Consider the following 19,238-nt stretch of genomic DNA (forward strand, 5'->3'; position numbering starts at 1 on the left):
GCAACCCGATGATCGGTCCGATTCTGCTCGCCCTGCTCGCTGTGGGCCTTCTGGTGCTGGGGATAGGCCTGATGCGCAACGGTTTGCGCCAGGCGCAGACCGACCGGGTGCTGGGGCGTCTGGCCGAGGGGCAGCCCCAGGCCATGAAAGACAACGCTGTGACCACCAGCCTGGAGCGCACCTTTATCCGTGCAGGCCTTGGCAGGCCCACCGAGCGCCTGGGCCTGTGGCTGACCCTTTGGGCCGTTGGCGCCCTGCTGGGCGGGCTCGTGGGCGAGTGGGCAGGCCTGCTGGTGATGGTAGTGGCACCGCCGTTGGCTCTGCGCCTCTACATCGCCGTACGCTACCGACGCCGGCTGCGCCGAATGATCGAACAACTGCCGCAATTGCTCGACCACGCCGTACGCAGCCTCAAATCCGGGCGCACCCTGGCGGACGCCATCCTGAGCGGCATCGATGCCAGCGACGACCCGTTGAAAAAATCCATGGGGCGCATCAAGCGCAATGTGCAACTGGGTGTCAGCCTGCCAGAGGCGGCTCAAGACTATGCCGAGTTTTATGAACAGGATGAACTGCGCCTGTTTGCCTTGGGCCTCAAGGTCAACCACCGCTACGGAGGCAACGCCAGTGAGCTGCTGGAAAACCTGATCAAGATGATTCGCGAGCGCGACCAGGGCGCCCGGCAATTACGCGCCATGACGGGTGAAACCCGGGTGACCGCGCTGGTGCTCGCGGTGCTGCCGGTGAGTGTCGCGGGCTACTTCCTGATCGCTAATCCGGTGTACCTGATGGCCATGTGGGACGACCACAGTGGCCAACGCCTGATGCTCGGCGCATTCGCCTTGCAAATCATCGGCTGCGTGGCGCTGTGGCGCATGTTGCGGAGTATCTGAAATGGCGATAGTGATCAGTGTCGTATTGTTTCTTGCCGCGTTGTCGCTACTGCTGACCAATATCTTGAGCAGTCGTCGTCAACAACGCCTGGTCACCCAACGGCTGCAAGGCGAGCCAGGCCGTAACGACAAAATGAGTGAGTGGTTGCACCAGTTGGGCAACACCCGGATCGGCCAGCGCACTATCAGCCTCGATAACGAAACCCAGACCCTGCTCAACCGCATGGGCTGGAGAAAGGCCAGCCACCGTTCGATGTTCGCCGCCTGCCAGATCGGCTCGCCAATACTCCTGCTGGGCCTGACCGCACTGGTACTGGAGCTGTTTTTTCCCGGCACCGAGCATGGCTCTGTGCTCGCCCTGCTGGGCCTGATCATCGGTTACCTGCTGCCCAAGCGAATACTGGTTTCGCTCGCCAAAAAGCGTCAGGAACGAATCGCCCGGGAAGTGTCGACCTTCATTCCCCTGGTGCGCATTCTGTTTGAGTCAGGCATGGCCGTGGAGCAGGCGCTTAGGGTCATGGCCTACGACGCGCAGAAACTGTTGCCGGTACTGACCGCCGAACTGCGCCTGGTACTGGCGCGCGTCGATTCCGGGCTGGAGCTGGGTGAAGAATTAAACAAGGCCAGCCAGTTGCTGGCCGTCGATGAACTCAGCGACACCTGCCTGATTCTCCAGCAGCTTCTGCATCAGGGCGGCGGTGCGATGAAGTCGCTGCAATCGCTCAAGCAACTGCTGGACGACCGGCGCCTGACCCGCCTGCAGGAATACATTTCCAAGATGTCCGCCAAAATGTCCGTGGTGATGATGCTGTTCCTGTTTCCCGCGTTACTGATCGTATTGGCCGGCCCTGGCTTTATCGCCATCGCCAAAGCCTTCGCGCCTTGAGAGGACATGCAATGAAGACAGTGATGATCGCCTGCAGCCTGTTGTTGTTAGGCGGTTGCGCCAGTAATGGGCAGTTGCCGTGGGCGGGTTTCAGCGCGCAGGGCAGTTGTGCCAAGCCCAACTCCAATCAGGAGTTGTCGCTGAACCTGGCCGACGATATGGCCAACGAGGGCAAGCTTCACGCCAGCCTGGCCAACCTGCAAAACCTGCCGGACACCCTGCCCCAGGTACGCCAGCGCCAGGCCAAGGTGTACCGCCTGCTGGGGCGCAGTGAAGCCGAACCGCTGTACCGCAGCCTGCTCGGCACCTGCCTGGCCGCCGAAGGCGAGCACGGCCTGGGCCAACTGGCGGCGGCCAAGGGTGAGAACGGCCAAGCCATGGCGCACTTGCAACGCGCAGCCAAGATGTCGCCCACCGATGAAAAAATCCGCAACGACCTGGGTGTGGTGTACCTCAATCAACGGCGCCTGGAAGACGCGCGCTTCGAATTTCTCACGGCCATAGAGCTCAAGCAGAGCGATCAACTGGCAGCGGTCAACCTGGTGACGCTGATGATTTATCAGGACAACTGGGAACAGGCCGCACAAGTGGCCAGCCGTATGGGCCTGAGCCCCGAACAAGTAACGCAGGCCCAAGCCCGGGCGCAGGAACTCAAGGCGCCCGTATCAACGGTGACACCGCTGAAAGATCAGGTCGCAGCCGTCAACGACGTGCTGCCCGCGCCGGTCAAATAGGTCTCTGAAGGGAGTGCACAAGATGAAACTCACACTGCTCGCCACTCTGCTGTTGGCCAGCCTGCCGCTGACGGTGCAGGCCATTGAGCCAGGGCCTTCTTCGCCACAGCAAAAACAGACCGAGGGCTGGCTGCAGATGCAAGTCAGCGGCGAACGGGCGTCCTCAAACCTGCAAAAAGCCACGCCCGCTGAACGCGACCAGGCGATGCAACGTCTGCTGGAAAGTTACAAACACCCTATTCCTGAGTATTACGACCAGAAACAGGGTGGCAACACTCCCGGTGGCAGCGGCAGTAACTAGTGGGCAGTGACGCGCTGGCGTGCCGCTGAATTACTCGGCGATAACGCCAGCGCCAACTGGGTGCGGTTGTGCATGTGGGTCAGGCGCAACACCTGGGACACGTAAAGTTTTACCGTGTTTTCGGTGATGCCCAGCTCACAGGCAATTTGATAGTTGGTCTGGCCCTTGCCTACCAACCTTGCGACATCCAGTTGGCGCGGGGACAACTGATTGAAGATCGCCGGAATTTCAACGCGGTCAGTCTCGCTGACGTCGCCCCCGGCCTCATCCGACAGCGTGGATTGCGGGCTGCTGCGCACCTTGTCGAGGTCATGATAAAGATCGTCAATGGACGCCGAGAGAAACTGCAGTTTCTGGTTCAGATGCCCCAGGTCGAGGTTTTTCTGCCGGTCTTTCAGCGCCACCACCTGGCGCTGCAACCCTTCAAGCAGTTCGTCCAGGTTGATCGGTTTCTGGTAGTAATCGGCGATCCCGGCGCGCAGGGCCTTGATCACGTCCTGCTTGTCTGCACGGCCGGTCAACATGATCGCCTCAAAGACTCGCTGCTTGCCGGCCAGGCGTTGCAGGGCCTGAACCAGCTCGATGCCGTCCATCTCCGGCATGTGCAGATCGCACAGCACCAGGCCGATCTCGGCATCTTCGCCAAAACGCTCGATGGCCTGCTGGCTGGAGTGGCAAGGGACGCAACGGTAACCGCTGCTTTCAAGAAATTCGCAAAGCTCTTCCACGATCAGAGGCTGATCGTCGACCACGAGCACTTTCACTTCAGAGGTAAGCTTGTTCACGCGCAACTCCATGCCTGGGCAAGCCAAAGACCGACCGATCCATTCCGACCACTTTCCTATACAGCCTACCCATAAACGTAGACGTACTTTCCTACTATGTACATAGCAATACCCCTACGTGGCGACTAATGGGATCCAAAACCAGGCGAGACAGAAACCGATCAATAAAAACGGCACGAACGGCTGCTTGGCCGAGCGTGCCGGGTCAAGGTACTGCAAGGTATTCCTAAGCCCTTGATTCATCAGCGGCCACAGCCTGGGGGCCAGCAGCAGCCACACCGCACTGGCAAGGCCCGCTCCGATAAATGTGCCCAGTACATAGAGAGAGTTGGTCGCCAGCCCCAATGCCGCGATGAGTTTCACGTCACCGGCGCCAAGACGGCCCAGGGCGTAACCGGGCAGGGTGAACAGCAAGGCCAAAGCAAACGCCAAACCGCCCTCGGCAGCTGGCGCGCCAAGCCAGGTGGTGCCACTACAGAGCAGGTAAACCAGCGCCAGCAGGCCTGCGCCGAGGGTCAGGCGGTTGGAGATCTGGCGTAAACGAATATCTTGTACGGCGCACAGCGCCAGCCAAACGATCAGGACGAGGCTTTGAATCACGTAAAAAAAATCCCTTTTTGCTGAATGATTCTATGCTGATATCAGGTAGTGGTAGTCAGGGTAGACGAGTCATGAAAAAAGGCCTCCCTAGAAAGCAAAAAGGTGCCGCCGCGCTGGAGTTCGCGATGGTCTTCATGATTTTTTTTGCCGTATTTTATGGTTTGGTCAGCTACAGCCTGCCGTTGCTGCTGATGCAATCCTTTACCCAGGCCGCCGCCGAAGGGGTACGACGCAGCGTCGCGCTGGACCCCGCCATGCCAAGCTACATAACGGTACTGCCGGTCCAGGCCGTCGCCGCGGCCCAGGCGCAACTGTCGTGGATCCCTCCCCAGTTCAAATTCCTTCCTGGGTACGTCACGGCAACCTACAGCCCGACGGGCGTGTTGACGGTGTACGTCAACTACCCGACGTCCAGCCTCCAAAGTGTGTTGCCGTTTCTGGTGCTGCCAGGCTTTGGCACCGTGCCCGCCCTGCCCCCCACGCTTTCCGCCCAATCGAGCCTGCAATTTTGACCTCTGGGGATAAACTTTTCGGCCGCCTGCTCGGACGCGGCAATCACTTGCCTACCGACGCGCCAGCAGCGATGCCAACCACCGCCGCCTTGTTGTTCTACCTGGACGCCCAGGGCCGGGTAGTGGACATCCATGGCTCACTGCGCCATCGCCTGGAACAACCCACCGCGCAGCAGCCAACCTCGCTGCTCGACTACCTCACCCCGATGAGCACCCTGGTGATCGAAGGCGCGCCCAGCGACTGGCAAGCGCAAAGCCTGGACCTTGATTTCAAGGGGCTTGCCGGGCAAACCCTGCATACGCGCGGCTGGGTTCAACCCGAGGGCAAGGGGTGGCTGCTGCAACTGCTGGACATTGGCGACCTGATTGCCCATCGCCAACTCACCCAGGCGCGCGAACATAATCAACGCGTGAGCGATCAGATCACCGAGCAACTGCGGGTCTGTAGCCTGACGCGCCTGCCCGAGGTACTGCAGGACGCTCTCCAGAGCATTTCCCAACACTGGCATATTCCCAACATCGCCATTGCCTTGCTCGATGAGCAGGGCCAGGAGTGGTGTGTGCAGGGCTGTTACGCCTCCCACGACGCTCCGGCACTCTGGAGCAACGGGCAAGCCTTGGGCGCAAGCCTCGACAGCCTGGGCGCCACGGCCCCGGTGAGCCTGGAGGTACACCGGGGCCACAGCGACCACCCGCGCCTGCAAGGCCTCTTTGGCAATGCCGATGGTTTTCTGGTGCCTTACCGGGACGGCCATGGCGTAGGGGCCTGGCTGCTGTGCGGCTTTTACAGCCGCCAGGAACCCACCAGCGACCGTGACTGGTTGCAACTGACCGCGGCCCTCGCCGCGCCGCTGCTCGGCCGCCTGCGCGAACAGCACCATCAGCAGCAGTTGGATCGCCTTGAAGCGCTGCAAGGGCTGCTCGGCACGGGCTGGTGGGAACTGCCCCCGCACAGTGAAGACATTGAGCTCGCCCCGCAGCTGTTGCACACACTTAGCCAAGGTGAGGTCACCACGCGGCTATCATTACCAACGTGGCTCAAGCTGATTCACCCCGCCGACCGCGAAGAACTCGCCAGCCGCCTGCAAGACCTCAAGACCCTGGGCAAGCCGCTGTCCACCAGCGTTCGCCTGCAACGCGCCGACGCAGCGCTTAACCCCATCTGGTACCGCGTGCAGGGGCAAGCGCTGGGCTCGGGAGAACACCGTCGGCTGGTGGGCTTCATGCTCGACATCAGCGACATAAAAAACCAGCAGCAACAGGCCGCTGCCGCCCACGCGCGGCTGGGCAACCTGATCGCCAGTTCGCCGGCCGTGATCTACGTGCAGCGCTACGTCGAGGGCACCCTGCAACCGGTGTTCTTCAGTGACAGCCTGCTACCGCTGCTTGGCCGCACCCTGGCCGATTTCACCCCGGCGGCGCTCAACCAATGGATCCACCCCGAAGACCGCGACCTCTACTTCGACCGTACCCGCCAACTGCTGCGTGAGGGCAACGTGAGCTGCCGCTACCGGGTGCTCGACAAACAGGGCGACTACCACTGGCTGCTGGATGAAGCCCGCCTGCTGCGCGACGACCTGGGCTTACCCGTGGAAGCCGTGGGCCTGTGGCTCGACGTCACCGAGTCGACCCTGGCGGCGCAGCGGGTCAAGGACAGCGAAGAGCGTTATCGAATCCTGGTGGAAGACTCCCCGGCCATGATCTGCCGCTACCGCCCCGACCTGACGCTGACCTTCGGCAACACACCCCTGGCCAATTACATGGAATGCCTGCCTGAACAACTGCCGGGCATGAACCTCAGCCAGTGGCTCTCCGAAGAACAACACGAGGCGTTTGTGCAGCGCATCCAGCAGTTGACCCCGGAGTTTCCGGTGAGCACTGCCGAAATCAGCCTGCAACTGCCGGGGCGTACACATGCCTGGTGGGTGTGGTCGGACCGCGGCGTGTTCGACGAACAGGGCCAGCTACAGGAAGTGCAGGCCGTGGGCCGGGACAACACCGAAGTCCGCCGCTCGCAGCAGCAACTGACCCAAAGCGCAAAAATGGCCACCCTTGGCGAAATGGCCACCGGCCTTGCCCACGAGATCAACCAGCCGTTGAATGTGATGCGCATGGCCATCGTCAACGTGCTCAAGCGCTTGAGCAACGGCGATGCACAAATCGACTACTTGACCGAAAAACTCCAGCGCATCGACGCCCAGGTCCAGCGCGCGGCCCGCGTGGTGGACCATATGCGCGTGTTCGGCCGCCGTTCGGAGGTTGAACAACAGCCCTTCAACCCGACGCAGGCCGTGGAAGGGACCTTGTCGTTGCTCAGTGAAGGCATGCGCGGCAAAGGCATCGACCTGCGCGTGGCACAGGTGGACGTTGCGGTGCAGGTCAAAGGTTATGTCGACCAGTTGGAACAGGTGCTGATCAACCTGATGGTCAACGCCCGCGACGCCCTGCTGAGCAAACGCGAACACGACCGCGACTTGCAGCCGTGGATCTCGGTGCAGATCGAGCACGACAGCCGCCATGTACGCATCTGGGTCGAGGACAACGGCGGCGGGATTGACCCTCGGCTGCTGGAGCGGATTTTCGAACCGTTTTTCACCACCAAGCCGATTGGCGTGGGCACCGGCCTGGGGTTGTCGGTGAGCTATGGGATTGTCGAAAACATGGGCGGCCGGTTGAGCGTCGTCAACAGTGAGCATGGAGCGAAGTTTTGTGTGGAGTTGCCGCTGGTGAGCGAAGCTTAAATCACGAGGTAAGCCTGCCCTGAGTGGCAACTGAGATTGGCACCCACTCCGACTTGATTGAGGTCGACTCCCAACCCCAGCAATAGCGTGTTTACCACCGAGTTAAGCAGGGGTATCAACGTTGCATTCAGCACATTGAGCAGCGCCGTGGTAACCGCACTCAAAATTGACCCAAGCCCCCCAATCAGGTTGCCCAACAGATTCTCGTTGCCGGGAGTCGGCCCGTACATGTTCAGGTTCAGCCCCGGCACCAGGCCATTTACCGGGTCCGTCAAGCCACTGACAATATTGGTGGTGCTGTAGCTGTAGTAATAAGGCGGCTGCGATATCTCCGGCAAATTGGGCGACGTGTAGGTGTGAGGAACACCGGTGGCGCCGCCTACCTGAATATTGGCCGATAACCCCAACCCGCCACCTACCGAGGGCGTGTTGGAACAAAACACGATCAGCGTACAGGTGCGGGTGCCGATATCCACGACCTTCAAGGGCGTCACCACCACCGTGGGGGGCGTAGGGCCGGTGCCAAAAACACTGCTGGAGTCGATCTTGCCCATCCTCAGGTTCACCAATGAGGTGTTAGTGGCCGTGGTCAGGCTTTTGTTGGTGGGGCTGGGGCACGTATAACCCGTGACCCAACTGCTGGCACTGGCGGCATCCAGTTCGATATCGATACCTACGGGCGGCGGCAACACTTGAATAAATGGGGACGTGCACGAGACCGCGCACGTCAATGAGTTGATCACGCCCACCAGATTAAGACTGAGCAACGCATCAAGGGTACCCAGCAACGGCGATGCCAGCCCGGTTACGGCGTTTGTAAGGGCGGACACCGTATTAAGTATCGGCAAGTTAACCGACAGCTTGGTACGTAACTGGGCCGTTTGTACGTAAATCCGGTTCGGGCCAAAGTGCGGATCTTGCCCTGCGGCTGTAGCGTGGGCCGGGTTACCGATGGCCGACATTTGTGGTGGCTGTAACACCTGGACGCTGGCGGTGATTTGCGCCACCCCAGGCAGGTTGATGGGAAAACTGGCCACCAGGCCGTTTTGCTTGTTGGCCAGTTGCACGAAACCTTGAATCAGGTCGAACACCCGCATGTTGACCGCCAGGGCGGCGACATTGCTTCCACTCTCGACCGACAGGACATTGCCCAAAACCACTTGGGTCGCCCCCGCAGCGACTTTCAGGGCTTGCAGGCTGACGATGGTCGCGGTGGCCGTCAACGTATGCGTGGGGTCCAGCACATTGATTGCCGACTGGATCAACTGGCCAACCGAGATGGTGTTGCCCAATACCTGTGTATAACCACCGGCTGTCAGCCCCAGGTCGAGCTTCAGCTGGTCCAGGTAACTCAGCAAAGAAATGTTGGTATTGATCAGGCCGTTCCAACCTGCCACCGAAATATTCACGGCACCGCCCAACAATCCGCCGGTCAGGCCGTTAAGCAAGGGCGCATTGGTCGTATCAACAACCAGGGCCGTGCTGCGAATGGTCAATGACGCCAGCGGCGGCCCCAATGCGGCGACCGCCACTGCACTCAACGTCGTCTGCGCGGCCACGGAGAGACCGTTGACCATATTCCATATGCCGCCGGCGACGCTGGTAGCCACAGTCTCGGAGGCCACCACCTGGATCGCATCGTTTTTAGTCGAGTTGGCACTGAAGACCCGCTGATTGCTGGCGTTGGTCGCCAGCGTGCCGCAGGTGACGGCCAGTGCACGGGTGTTGGCGACAATCGTGAAGCCGTTACGCGTGGCGTTCTGCGTGGCGTAATCGTTGGCCGTAGTACTCGACGCGCATTGCCCGCCACGATTGGCGGCCTCCAGCGCCGCCGTATCGGCGATGGACTGCAACTGTCGTTTTTCCAGGTACAAACGGCTGCTGTCGATCACCAGCAACATAAATACCAGCGCCATGCCCAGGGTCACGGCGGCCATCAAGCCAATCGCACCACGCTGCCTTGCATACCCGGCCAGGCGGCCGGAACGAAGCCGGGGAGACATCGAGCACTCCTTTGCCGGCACACTGCCGAGCGCTTACTCTCCTGTGTTGCTTGGGAGTGTAGACAAGAGCGGCGGGGCCTGCAGGCCAGTCGCCATAGATCAACAGGCGACTGGCGGAGCGCTGATTAAATAATCAATGCGGCGGGTAGTTGGAAAGCACCTTGGTCACCGTTGCGCGAATAGCCGCGCTGCGATCCTGTGGCTCGGGGGAGCTGGCGAGGATTTGCTCATCGCTGCCGCGCCACACCAGTTTGCCGTCCTTGCCGTCCAGCAAATCGATCTGGATGGTCGCCACCTTGTAGGTGATGTTACGGGTTTCGTTGTACATCGGCGCACCCCAGTAACCATTCCACGGGCCGCCCCAGGCGCCGCCGTAGTTGGTGGTGACTTGTTGCTGGCGGTCTTCAACGATCAGGTAGGTCTGCACATTCAGGTCAGCCTTGGTGCCGGGCGCCGCATGGCGCAAGCCGCGCTGGTCGAGTTGCTCGCCCACGGCCTGGCGGATGCGTTGCTCGGTAATATCGCTTTTGATCCGCGGGTCATCCGGGCGGTATTGCAACGCAGGTTCTTTCCAGCTCCAGCTGCGGTACGCGCCAAAGTCCCGGCTGGCGTCAAAATCGTGGTTGACCTGACTGGTCTGGCAGCCGCCCAGCAACACAACAACGGCAAGTGCAGCGATACGACGAAGCATGGTTGTTCTCCAAAAGACGATCCGGGCCAGAGATGAGAATAGCTGCTAACTGGGTGGGTAGGCGGTCATTGCCTTTTGCATTGCCTCACGCAAGGCATCCGCACGTTCGCCCAGGCTGCCCTGGCTGGTTGTTTCGGCACTGGTGCTCCATACCGGCTGGCGGGTGCGGGCGTCGAACAGGCTGATGCGTGCCACCGCCACCGTCACTTCATAGGTACGCACCACCGGCACCGTGTTGTACATGCCGTAGCCGTTGCCATAGCGGTTATAGCCACCGCCGCCGTAGCTGTAATCGTCCTGGACCTGGCGCAAGCGTTTTTCCAGGCGCACATCGGCACTCACCAAAAGGTCCGGGGCGCGGTTGTCGTGCAAGGGCCGCAGGCCGCGCTGGTCGAGGGCGCCGCTGACCGCTTCGGCAATCTGCGCCGAATCGGCCCAGGCCGAGCCCGCCGGCAGTTGGTTGTTGAGCCAGGCCCAACTGCGGTAGGCGCCATAGTCGCGCACCGGCGCCGGGTAGGCGCTGGCATCAAAGGTGTTGGCCGCCTGGGCAGGCGCCGGCGGCATCGGGGCAGAAGCCGCCACATACGGGTTGTTGCTCTGGCAACCCACCAGGCCCAGGCCCAACAGGATCAGTCCAAGACAGCGCTTCATTTCGACCTCCGCAGACTGGGCCGCTTAAACCGGACGGCAGATCCAGTGCAAATAACGCCCAAGTCCGGCAAAGCTTGGGTGACGACGGTGTGCGAGCTCCATCTCCAACAAGTCCTGTAACTCGGCACGGGCCTGGAATTCCACCGGCATATAGTCGTGGAACACCCGCACGCCACTCTGGGTTTCGACCTGCCACAGGCCCTCTAGTTGCGTCGCCAACTCCCGTGGGTCCAGGGGTTGTTGCGGCGTGAGGCTCTGCTTTTCGCCGGCCATGTCGTTCTTGCGCATTTTGCGGAAGTGGCCTTTGAGCAGGTTGCGGTAAATCAATGCGTCGCGGTTGTAAAAGGCCAGGGACAGCCAGCCACCGGGCGCGGTCAACTGGTGCAGCACCGGCAGGATCGCGTGGGGCTCGGCCAGCCATTCCAGCACGGCGTGGCACAGCACCAGGTCATAGGGTTCGGTGAGCTGGCCGAGCAAGTCCTGCCAGGGCGCTTGAATAAAGGTGGCCGTCTGCCCGGCTTCGGCAAAACGCTGGCGGGCGCCTTCGAGCATCGGTTCGGCGGGTTCGGCCAACGTGACGTCGTGGCCACGTTCTGCCAGCCACAGCGACATATGGCCCAGGCCTGCGCCGATATCCAGCACCCGCAGCGGGCGATCCGGCAGTGCTTCGATCAAGTCGGCTTGCAGCACCGCCAGGCGAATCGCCCCCTTGGCGCCACCGTAGATCTTCTCGGCGAAACGGGTGGCCAGCTGGTCGAAATGACGGTCACTCATTGGCAAACCGCCGTTCGCTGTCGGCCAGTTTGGCGCGCACGACCTGGTCCATGTCCAACCCCAACTCGCTGCACAACAGCAGCAGATACAGCACGATGTCACCGACTTCCTGGCCTGCGTGGGCGAGTTTGTCGGCGGGCAACTGGCGCGACTGGTCTTCGCTCAACCACTGGAAAATCTCCACCAGCTCGGCCATTTCGACGCTGGCAGCCATGGCCAGGTTCTTGGGGCTGTGGAACTGCTTCCAGTCGTTGGTATCGCGGATGCGGTGCAGGCGTTCGGTGAGGTGTTCGAGATTCATGGGGCGCTCCTGAAGGTGCATAGCTTCGGGCGGATGATCAGCGAAGGCAAGTGAATCCCTGTAGCGCATAAACCTCTATGCTGGAGGGGAACTAGCGTGAGCCAATAACGACCAAAGGCTCAGGTTCGGCAGCTACGCCCACCGTCTTATCAGGACACACACATGCAAACAGACTTTTTCGGTTGGCTGGGTCTCAAAATCGGCCAGATCATCCACTTTATCGTCGAGTTGTTCAGCGGGCTGTTCAACACGCTGTCCCACGCGGGCGGCGACTTTGTTGACGGGCTTTCCAGATCCCTGGGCATGGACACCTCGATCATCAGCATCCTCATGCTGATTATCGGGTTGATGCTGCTGTACTCGGCGGTGCGCGCGTTTATGCGGGCCTCGATCATCATGGGGATTATCTGGTTGATGCTCGGGCTGTGGGTACTCAGTTGGGTGGTGCATTAATAAAGGGCCAGCAGGGTAAATCCCTTTAATTTGACGGACGTTTCCGAGACAATCTTTCGGCCTTGTGCCTGCTGGGATGGGTGGCTAGTCTTCGGCCCTTCACTGCATATCAGTGATCGGGTTTAGTCGCCCGGAACTAGTGAGCGCAAGTTGTCGCCATGCTTCATGGCGGCTGTGCGCAGGGCACCTTCGGGTGCGCCGGGTTCCACTGGCCGGTCGACTAACCTGCGTACAGCCGCCGCCCTCGTTTAGTCGCGCGGGTGTCAGCTCCTTATTTATTAGTGGAGTTACACCATGCATAAAATTGTCCCCGATCCGCCGACCGACATCCTCAACGACCGCGCCGCCTTCAATCGCGCCCTCGAACACTACCTGCCGTCGCAGGGTTTCCACACGATTAACGAAGACCTGAGCTTCGAAGACTCCCTGCTGTATACCGCCAGCCTGCTGAGCAGCGCCTCGGCGACTGCGCTTGATTGTGGTGAGCTGCTGGAAAGTCCGCAGCGGGCGAAGATTCTGGCGGTGTGGCACTTGCTGGAAATTGCCAAGACCACCGTCGACCGCTCCATCGAATGCCTGCATCCGCGTAAAACCTGACACAACGCGGTCAAAAATGTGGGAGCGGGCTTGCTCGCGAAGGCGGTGGATCAGCCAATACATCCGGCGACTGACACACCGCTTTCGCGAGCAAGCCCGCTCCCACATTGGCCCTGCGTCGCCGCTAATGGACAGTTACAATGCCGCTCCCCAAAGGAGCCCGCATGACTTCCCTGCTAACCGACTGGCGCGACCGCCCCACCCACCGCCGCGTGTGGGCCCTGGCCGCGCCGATGATCCTGTCGAACATCTCCGTGCCGCTGGTAGCGCTGGTCGACAGCATGGTCATCGGCCACCTGCCCCACGCCCACCAACTGGGCGCCGTGGCCGTGGGGGCCAGCCTGTACACCTTTCTCGCCTGGGCCATGGGCTTCCTGCGCATGGGCTCCACCGGCTTTGCCGCCCAGGCCGCCGGGCGTGGTGATGGCGCAGCGCTGAGGCAGATTCTGTTGCAGGGATTGTTGCTCGCGCTGGGCCTGGCAATACTGCTCGGCAGCATCGGCATTCCGTTAAGCGGCCTGGTGCTGGAGTGGATGCAGCCCTCGCCCGAGCTGAACCAACTGACCCGCGAATTCTTCCACACACGGCTCTTCGGCCTGCCCGCAGCGCTGGCCAGCTACGCCCTCGTCGGCTGGTTCCTCGGCACCCAGAACGCCCGCGCACCGCTGGCGATTCTGCTCACCACCAACCTCGTCAACATCGCCCTCAACCTGTGGTTCGTGCTCGGGCTGGATTGGGGCGTGGTCGGCTCGGCCCGCGCCTCGGTGATCGCCGAATGGACCGGCGCCCTCCTCGGCCTGGCCCTCACCCAAAAAGCCCTGCGCGCCTACCCCGGCCATATCGCCTGGGCCGCACTCAGGCTGTGGCAAAGCTGGCGCCCGCTGCTGGCAGTGAACCGCGACATCTTCATCCGCAGCCTGGCCCTGCAATCGGTGTTCTTCATGATCACCGTGCAAGGTGCAAGGTTGGGTGATGCCACGGTGGCGGCAAATGCGCTGCTGTTGAATGGTTTGTTGCTGACCGCTCACGCCCTGGACGGGCTGGCCCACGCGGTAGAAGCGTTATGCGGCCACGCCATCGGCGCCCACGACCGGCAAGCCTTGCGCCGCTCGCTGGTGGTGGCCTGTGGTTGGTCGCTGCTGGCCAGTATCGGTTTCGCGCTGCTGTTCGCGCTGTTCGGCCACCTGTTTATTGCCATGCAAACCAACATCCCGAGCGTGCGCGAAACCGCCGACATCTACCTGCCCTACCTCGCCGTGCTACCGCTGATCGCCGTGTGGAGCTACCTGCTGGACGGCCTGTTTATCGGCGCCACCCGCGCCCGGGAAATGCGCAACGGCATGCTGTTGACGGTGGTGATCGTGCTGCCCTTCGCCTGGGCATTGCAGGGTTTGGGCAACCACGGGCTGTGGATAACCTTCCTGCTGTTCATGGCCCTGCGCAGCCTCACGCTGTGGGCAATTGCCTGGCGCCTGAACAAACAGGACCGATGGCTCAGCGGCTCAGCCCACTGACGTCCCTGTACTGTCTGCTGCGTAAGAAAAACTCATAACTTCTTGTGGAGCCATTCCAGGGACTACGACCACGGAGGATCTGCTTGGCGCACTTTCCTACTCAGCGCCAAATAAGAACAGGAACTTCCGTGAGCACATTACTTTGCCGCATTCCCCGGGCCGCATCCCATGCCCCCGCACGTGTCATATCGCCTGAAACGCCCAACTCGCCAACGCCTCAATTGGGTCAACATACAGAAACGCTGTTCAACGAAACCAATGTGCAGATCAAACGCGAAAGAGAAACCTGGCGAGACAGCGCGGGCAACTTTCACTCCGCAAGCATGACGCACATCATCACCGGCGATAATCCAGACGCTCTAAAGATCACAGCCAGTGGCGACAAGACGTTAACGGCAACTATCAATGGGAAAACCTACAATTTTCCAATGCCTGAACCTGGCGATTTGCACACGATAAATATTGAGACCCAGGGCGGAGATGACCACGTCGTCATCGGTCCTGACCTCAAAGTCGCTGTACGGATCATGACCGGGGCAGGGAATGATTACGTTAAGGCAGGCGCCGGCTATGCACGTGTCCATGGCGGCAGCGGCAACGATTCCATTCGCTTGGGCAGCGGTGGCGGAATCGCCTTGGGTGGCGACGGCGATGACCAGATGCTTGCGGGCGCAGGTGATGCCGTGCTGTCCGGAGGTAAAGGCAACGACGTGATGCATTCGGGGCCGGGAGCCCGCCGCCGTCTGGTTTATCTGAACGGTGATCAGGGAGAGGACCTGCTACAGGCCGGCGGTGGCATCAACGTTTTAAATGGAGGGCGCGGAAACGACACGCTGGTGGGCGCCCGCACGACGACGTTTTACGCCGGGGCAGGCCATGACCAGATTCAGTCCTATAGTGCAAAAGACCAAATTTACGCAAAGTCGTCAGACGTGATCCATAACAGTGGACATTCAAACGTCACGTTTATGGAGGTCGAAGACGTCGGTAGAAAAGGGATAAAAGTAGAAGGCACTGCCGAGTTTATTGATGCTGCAGAAGACGTTCTCGACCAATTGAGAGGCTCGCCTGTCGGCAAACAGACACTTGAGCAAATGGACAACTTCATAGACCACACAAGAACCCCTGTCACCCTGCGAGAATCTACCGACATGAACGGCAGCTTCTATTACTTCAGGAACGCCTTCAGCGACCAGATTCCCGCAGGGCAATATTCACAGTTTCAAGACAAACCCGAGTTGGGCTATATCAAAAATGGGGCTGCCGGTTCAGTGGCCACCCACGGTGAAATCGAACTTCAAACTTTCCACTTCGACAAACAGTTTTCGACGACACCGCTGCATGCGCTCCAGCACGAGTTGGCCCATGCGTTCAATGGCGCCACCGGCACCTACCAACCCGGAAACCAGCAGGCTTTTGGCCCCGATGGAACACCCGTTGCGCGTGACGGTCGGCCGGTATTTGTCGATAACGTGGAATATCAAGCGCTCGGCCTGCCCATCGCTGATGGCGAACCGTTCGATTACGACAACAACCCGCTCACCCAGCCAACCACCACCAACGCGTCACCGTTCACCGAGAACGCGTTGCGCCAGGAAATGGGCGTTCCCTTGCGTGATCGCTACCTGCGCGATGAGGCGCCGCACAAGGTTTAACGAGCAGGCGTAGACCGGATAAACGCCGTGACCCGGTCCAGCACGGGCGCCAACCAACGCAACGGCCGGGACATGGACGCCACCAGTGTCGCGTGGCTGGTCTTGGTGAAGTAGAACTCCTCCACCGGCACACCCGCCGCCCGCAGCTTTTTCGCCAGGCCGCCGGTGTTGCGCTTGGGGTTGACCAGGTTGTCGTCCACCGAGGCAATCAACAGGCTCGGCGGTGCGTCATGGCTGACGTGGTTGATGGGCTGGGAGTCGGGTGGCGAATCCGGATAGAAGAACACCGGGCGCACATCGCGGTTTTCAATCGGCAGGAAGTCATACGGCCCGGCCAGGCCGATCCAGCCCTTGAGCATGGACGGCGACAGGCCCACCGCCGCCAATAGTCGTGGATCCAGCGCCAGCATGGCCGCGTTGTAGGCGCCGGAGCTGTGGCCCATCAGGTAGAGCTGTTTGGGGTCGGCGCCGTATTCGGCAATGTGCTGATACGTCCAGCTCACAGCTTGGGCACCGTCCTGTAGAAACAGTGGGTAACGCACTTGCGGGTAAAGCCGGTAGTCAGCGATCACCACCACGATACCGCGCGAGGCCAGGGCTTCGCCGACGAAACCGTAGTCATCCCTGGAGCCGCTGTTCCAGCTGCCACCATAGAAAAACACCACGACTGGCGAGTTGGGCAAGGCGGTGACGGGACGGTAGATATCGAGTTTCTGGCGGGGGTCATCGCCGTAGGCAATGGAGGAGGTTTTGGTGAAGGTGCTGGAGGGTGTGAGCGCGTTGAGCACTTTGATGGGGGAGCAGGCCGCGAGAAACGCAACCAAGGCCAGACTGAACACTTGCAGAAGCTTTTTCGACATTATTCAGGCCCTATAAAAACTGCAGGACTTGCGGCGATCCAAATGTGGGAGCGGGCTTGCTCGCGAAGGCGGTGTATCAGTCTGCACATGTATTGACTGGCACACCGCCTTCGCGAGCAAGCCCGCTCCCACACTGGATCTCTGTCACTTTGAGATCTTTGTCAGCCTGGGAGCGGTGTACTTACGAAGACAGGTACGACGAACGCGTCAAACCAAGACGCAACGCATCCAGGAACTGGGTCCGCTCCGCCGCCGTGATCTTCGCGCTGGCGCATTTGTCACGGTAGTGAGTCATCAACTCCTCCGGCGACAAGTGCACGTAGCGCAGCATGTCTTCGATGGTGTCGTGGGTCTCGATCCCGGCGCTGTACACCGAACCGTCTTCACGCTGGTAGATGTTCACCGAGTCGGTGTCACCGAACAGGTTGTGCATGTCGCCCAGGATTTCCTGGTAGGCACCCACCAGGAAGATCCCCAGCAGGTAGTCCTCACCTTCGTTCACGGCGTGCACCGGCAAGCTGGTCTCGATGCTTTGCTCGTCGACGTACTGTTTGATCTTGCCGTCGGAGTCGCAGGTCAGGTCTTGCAGCACGGCACGGCGCAGCGGCTCTTCGTCGAGGCGATGCAGCGGCAGAATCGGCAGCACCTGGCCGATCGCCCAGGTGTCCGGCAGGCTCTGGAACACCGAGAAGTTGCAGATGTACTTGTCGGCCAGCTTGTCGTTGAGCTCGTCCAGCACCTGGCGGTGGGAACGCTGGCGGGCTTTCAACGAGTTGTGCAGGCGGCGGCACACGGCGAAGTAGCACTGTTCGGCCAGGGCTTTTTCGGCGAGGGTCAGTTTGCCGTCGGCATACTGGGTGGCCACGTCGCTCATGTAGTGGGTGGCGCGCCAGTAGGTTTCGGTGACCATTTCAATGTCGGTCGGGCCCAGCAGGTCCACCAGCCACTGTACGGTTTCCGGCAGGCTTTCCTTGTTCTCGATCACCGGCACGTCGTCGTTGTGTTTCTCGACGTCGGTGACTTGCACCACCAGCATGGCGTGGTGGGCGGTCAGGGAACGGCCGCTCTCGGAGAAAATATGCGGATGCGGCAGGCTCTGCGCGTCGCAGAATTCCTTGAGCATGCCCACGACCACGCCGGCGTAGTCGTCCATGTCGTAGTTGATGGAGCTGGCGTTACGCGAATGCGTACCGTCGTAGTCCACGCCCAGGCCACCGCCCACGTCGATGTGGTCCACCGGCAGGCCGAGGTTGCGCAGTTCGCCGTAGTAACGAATGGCTTCCTTGAACCCGTGCTGGTAGTCGGCCAGGTTGGCGATCTGCGAACCCATATGGAAGTGCAGCAGGCGGATGCCCTGGTCCAGGCCCGCCGCGCGGAAGCGCTCGACCACAGACAGCAGTTGCGCCGCCGACAAACCGAATTTGGATTTCTCGCCGCCGGTGTCTGCCCACTTGCTCGACGCCAGGGACGACAGGCGCACCCGCAGGCCCACCTGTGGCTTGACCTTGAGGTTGGCGGCTTCTTCGATCACCAGGCCGACTTCGGACTCTTTCTCGATCACGATAAAGACGTTGTGGCCCAGCTTCTGGCCCATCAGCGCGAGGCGGATGAACTCACGGTCTTTGTAACCGTTGCAGACGATGGTGCCGCCTTTCGGGGCCAGGGCCAGCACGGCCAGAAGCTCAGGCTTGGAGCCGGCTTCCAGGCCGATGGACACGTCCTGGGTGGCGATGATGTTTTCGATCACCGCTTCCTGCTGGTTCACCTTGATCGGGTACAGCGCGGTGTATTTGCTCTGGTATTCCAGGCGCTCGATATTCGCGTCGAAGGCACCAGTCAGCTGGCGCACGCGGTCTTGCAGGATGTCGGGGAAGCGCACCAGCAACGGCAAGGACAGGCCGCTTTTGCGCAGCTCGTCTACTTGCTCGTACAGGTCGACAGGCGTGCTGTTCGGGCCGTTCGGACGAACTTCAACGCGACCGGCATCATTGATCGCGAAATACCCGGCCCCCCAATGGCGAATCCCGTAAACACTGCGGCTGTCCGCAACTGTCCATTGGCTGCCATCGTCTTTGCGTGTGCGTCGTACGGACATCGAAGTCCCCTATAAATGAAGTCGAAGTGCACCGGGCCCAATTTTGAGGCTGGCGCAGTCTAAAGAATGAAAATGACGATTTGCCTGTAAGGGAGGTAGACCCCACTCGCAGTGCAGAGTTTAGACACCGGTCAGGAACAGGCTCTGTGAAAACCATGGAGACGACAGTTCGCGTTCAGCAAACCGGCCATC

The 19,238-nt window shown here is 60.7% G+C and carries 19 protein-coding genes; 10 read left to right on the forward strand and 9 right to left on the reverse strand.

Annotated elements, in window-relative coordinates; all coding sequences use genetic code 11:
• Nucleotides 1-8: 8 nt before the first annotated feature.
• From CEC48_RS16500 to CEC48_RS16515, 4 genes are read left to right on the forward strand one after another with little or no spacing between them, the layout of a single operon-like run.
• On the forward strand, nt 9-893 hold the full coding sequence (locus CEC48_RS16500; RefSeq protein ID WP_088424706.1) for a type II secretion system F family protein: 885 nt from the start codon (nt 9-11) through the stop codon (nt 891-893).
• A gap of 1 nt (nt 894) precedes the next feature.
• Nucleotides 895-1,779 (forward strand): type II secretion system F family protein, encoded by an 885-nt coding sequence (locus CEC48_RS16505; RefSeq protein ID WP_088424707.1) that lies wholly within the window; start codon nt 895-897, stop codon nt 1,777-1,779.
• 11 nt (nt 1,780-1,790) lie between these two features.
• Nucleotides 1,791-2,513, forward strand: a complete 723-nt coding sequence (locus CEC48_RS16510; protein ID WP_088424708.1) for a tetratricopeptide repeat protein — start codon at nt 1,791-1,793, stop codon at nt 2,511-2,513.
• Nucleotides 2,514-2,535: 22 nt separating this feature from the next.
• Nucleotides 2,536-2,814, forward strand: a complete 279-nt coding sequence (locus CEC48_RS16515; protein ID WP_088424709.1) for a DUF3613 domain-containing protein — start codon at nt 2,536-2,538, stop codon at nt 2,812-2,814.
• On the opposite strand, the gene CEC48_RS16520 is transcribed toward CEC48_RS16515, so the two are convergent.
• On the reverse strand, nt 2,811-3,599 hold the full coding sequence (locus CEC48_RS16520; protein ID WP_088424748.1) for a response regulator transcription factor: 789 nt from the start codon (nt 3,597-3,599) through the stop codon (nt 2,811-2,813). The genes CEC48_RS16515 and CEC48_RS16520 overlap by 4 nt on opposite strands.
• A 114-nt stretch (nt 3,600-3,713) precedes the next feature.
• The gene (locus CEC48_RS16525; protein ID WP_088424710.1) at nt 3,714-4,199 is read right to left on the reverse strand and encodes a prepilin peptidase; all 486 of its coding nucleotides are present in this window, start codon (nt 4,197-4,199) and stop codon (nt 3,714-3,716) included.
• A gap of 71 nt (nt 4,200-4,270) precedes the next feature.
• Here CEC48_RS16525 and CEC48_RS16530 point away from each other — a divergent pair, with 71 nt between their 5' ends.
• Complete coding sequence (locus CEC48_RS16530; RefSeq protein ID WP_088424711.1) at nt 4,271-4,711, forward strand: TadE/TadG family type IV pilus assembly protein; 441 nt, start codon at nt 4,271-4,273, stop codon at nt 4,709-4,711.
• On the forward strand, nt 4,708-7,452 hold the full coding sequence (locus CEC48_RS16535; protein WP_088424712.1) for a PAS domain-containing sensor histidine kinase: 2,745 nt from the start codon (nt 4,708-4,710) through the stop codon (nt 7,450-7,452). The genes CEC48_RS16530 and CEC48_RS16535 overlap by 4 nt, the downstream gene beginning before the upstream one ends.
• On the opposite strand, the gene CEC48_RS16540 is transcribed toward CEC48_RS16535, so the two are convergent.
• The 5 genes from CEC48_RS16540 to CEC48_RS16560 all read right to left on the reverse strand — a co-directional run bounded on the left by CEC48_RS16540 (nt 7,449) and on the right by CEC48_RS16560 (nt 11,872).
• Nucleotides 7,449-9,455 carry a pilus assembly protein TadG-related protein gene (locus CEC48_RS16540; protein WP_176438726.1) on the reverse strand — a complete coding sequence of 669 codons (2,007 nt, stop codon included), beginning with the start codon at nt 9,453-9,455 and terminating at the stop codon, nt 7,449-7,451. The two genes, CEC48_RS16535 and CEC48_RS16540, sit on opposite strands and share 4 nt — an antisense overlap.
• A 133-nt stretch (nt 9,456-9,588) precedes the next feature.
• Entirely contained in the window at nt 9,589-10,146 is a 558-nt protein-coding gene (locus tag CEC48_RS16545) for a DUF4136 domain-containing protein (protein WP_088424713.1), read from the reverse strand.
• A gap of 45 nt (nt 10,147-10,191) precedes the next feature.
• The gene (locus CEC48_RS16550; protein ID WP_088424714.1) at nt 10,192-10,797 is read right to left on the reverse strand and encodes a DUF4136 domain-containing protein; all 606 of its coding nucleotides are present in this window, start codon (nt 10,795-10,797) and stop codon (nt 10,192-10,194) included.
• 24 nt (nt 10,798-10,821) lie between these two features.
• Complete coding sequence (locus tag CEC48_RS16555) at nt 10,822-11,571, reverse strand: methyltransferase domain-containing protein (protein WP_076017967.1); 750 nt, start codon at nt 11,569-11,571, stop codon at nt 10,822-10,824.
• Nucleotides 11,564-11,872 (reverse strand): MazG-like family protein, encoded by a 309-nt coding sequence (locus CEC48_RS16560; protein WP_088424715.1) that lies wholly within the window; start codon nt 11,870-11,872, stop codon nt 11,564-11,566. Before CEC48_RS16560 ends, CEC48_RS16555 begins: the two co-directional genes overlap by 8 nt.
• A gap of 162 nt (nt 11,873-12,034) precedes the next feature.
• Here CEC48_RS16560 and CEC48_RS16565 point away from each other — a divergent pair, with 162 nt between their 5' ends.
• The 4 genes from CEC48_RS16565 (at nt 12,035) to CEC48_RS16580 (ending at nt 16,091) form a co-directional block, all read left to right on the forward strand.
• Nucleotides 12,035-12,325, forward strand: a complete 291-nt coding sequence (locus CEC48_RS16565; RefSeq protein WP_003212934.1) for a hypothetical protein — start codon at nt 12,035-12,037, stop codon at nt 12,323-12,325.
• A gap of 294 nt (nt 12,326-12,619) precedes the next feature.
• Nucleotides 12,620-12,922: a DUF6124 family protein gene (locus CEC48_RS16570; protein ID WP_088424716.1), complete on the forward strand. Its 303-nt coding sequence runs from the start codon at nt 12,620-12,622 to the stop codon at nt 12,920-12,922.
• A gap of 164 nt (nt 12,923-13,086) precedes the next feature.
• Complete coding sequence (locus tag CEC48_RS16575; protein WP_088424717.1) at nt 13,087-14,436, forward strand: MATE family efflux transporter; 1,350 nt, start codon at nt 13,087-13,089, stop codon at nt 14,434-14,436.
• A 128-nt stretch (nt 14,437-14,564) separates the two neighbouring features.
• Entirely contained in the window at nt 14,565-16,091 is a 1,527-nt protein-coding gene (locus tag CEC48_RS16580) for a M91 family zinc metallopeptidase (RefSeq protein ID WP_141099680.1), read from the forward strand.
• On the opposite strand, the gene CEC48_RS16585 is transcribed toward CEC48_RS16580, so the two are convergent.
• Together CEC48_RS16585 and speA are read right to left on the reverse strand one after the other, a co-directional pair.
• Nucleotides 16,088-16,951, reverse strand: coding sequence for an alpha/beta hydrolase (locus CEC48_RS16585; RefSeq protein ID WP_088424719.1), 864 nt, complete (start codon nt 16,949-16,951; stop codon nt 16,088-16,090). The two genes, CEC48_RS16580 and CEC48_RS16585, sit on opposite strands and share 4 nt — an antisense overlap.
• A 181-nt stretch (nt 16,952-17,132) precedes the next feature.
• Nucleotides 17,133-19,046, reverse strand: coding sequence for an arginine decarboxylase (speA, locus tag CEC48_RS16590; protein WP_088424720.1), 1,914 nt, complete (start codon nt 19,044-19,046; stop codon nt 17,133-17,135).
• Between the last annotated feature and the right edge of the window lie 192 nt (nt 19,047-19,238).

The sequence above is a fragment of the Pseudomonas sp. K2I15 genome, from assembly GCF_002204795.1.
Classification (GTDB): domain Bacteria; phylum Pseudomonadota; class Gammaproteobacteria; order Pseudomonadales; family Pseudomonadaceae; genus Aquipseudomonas.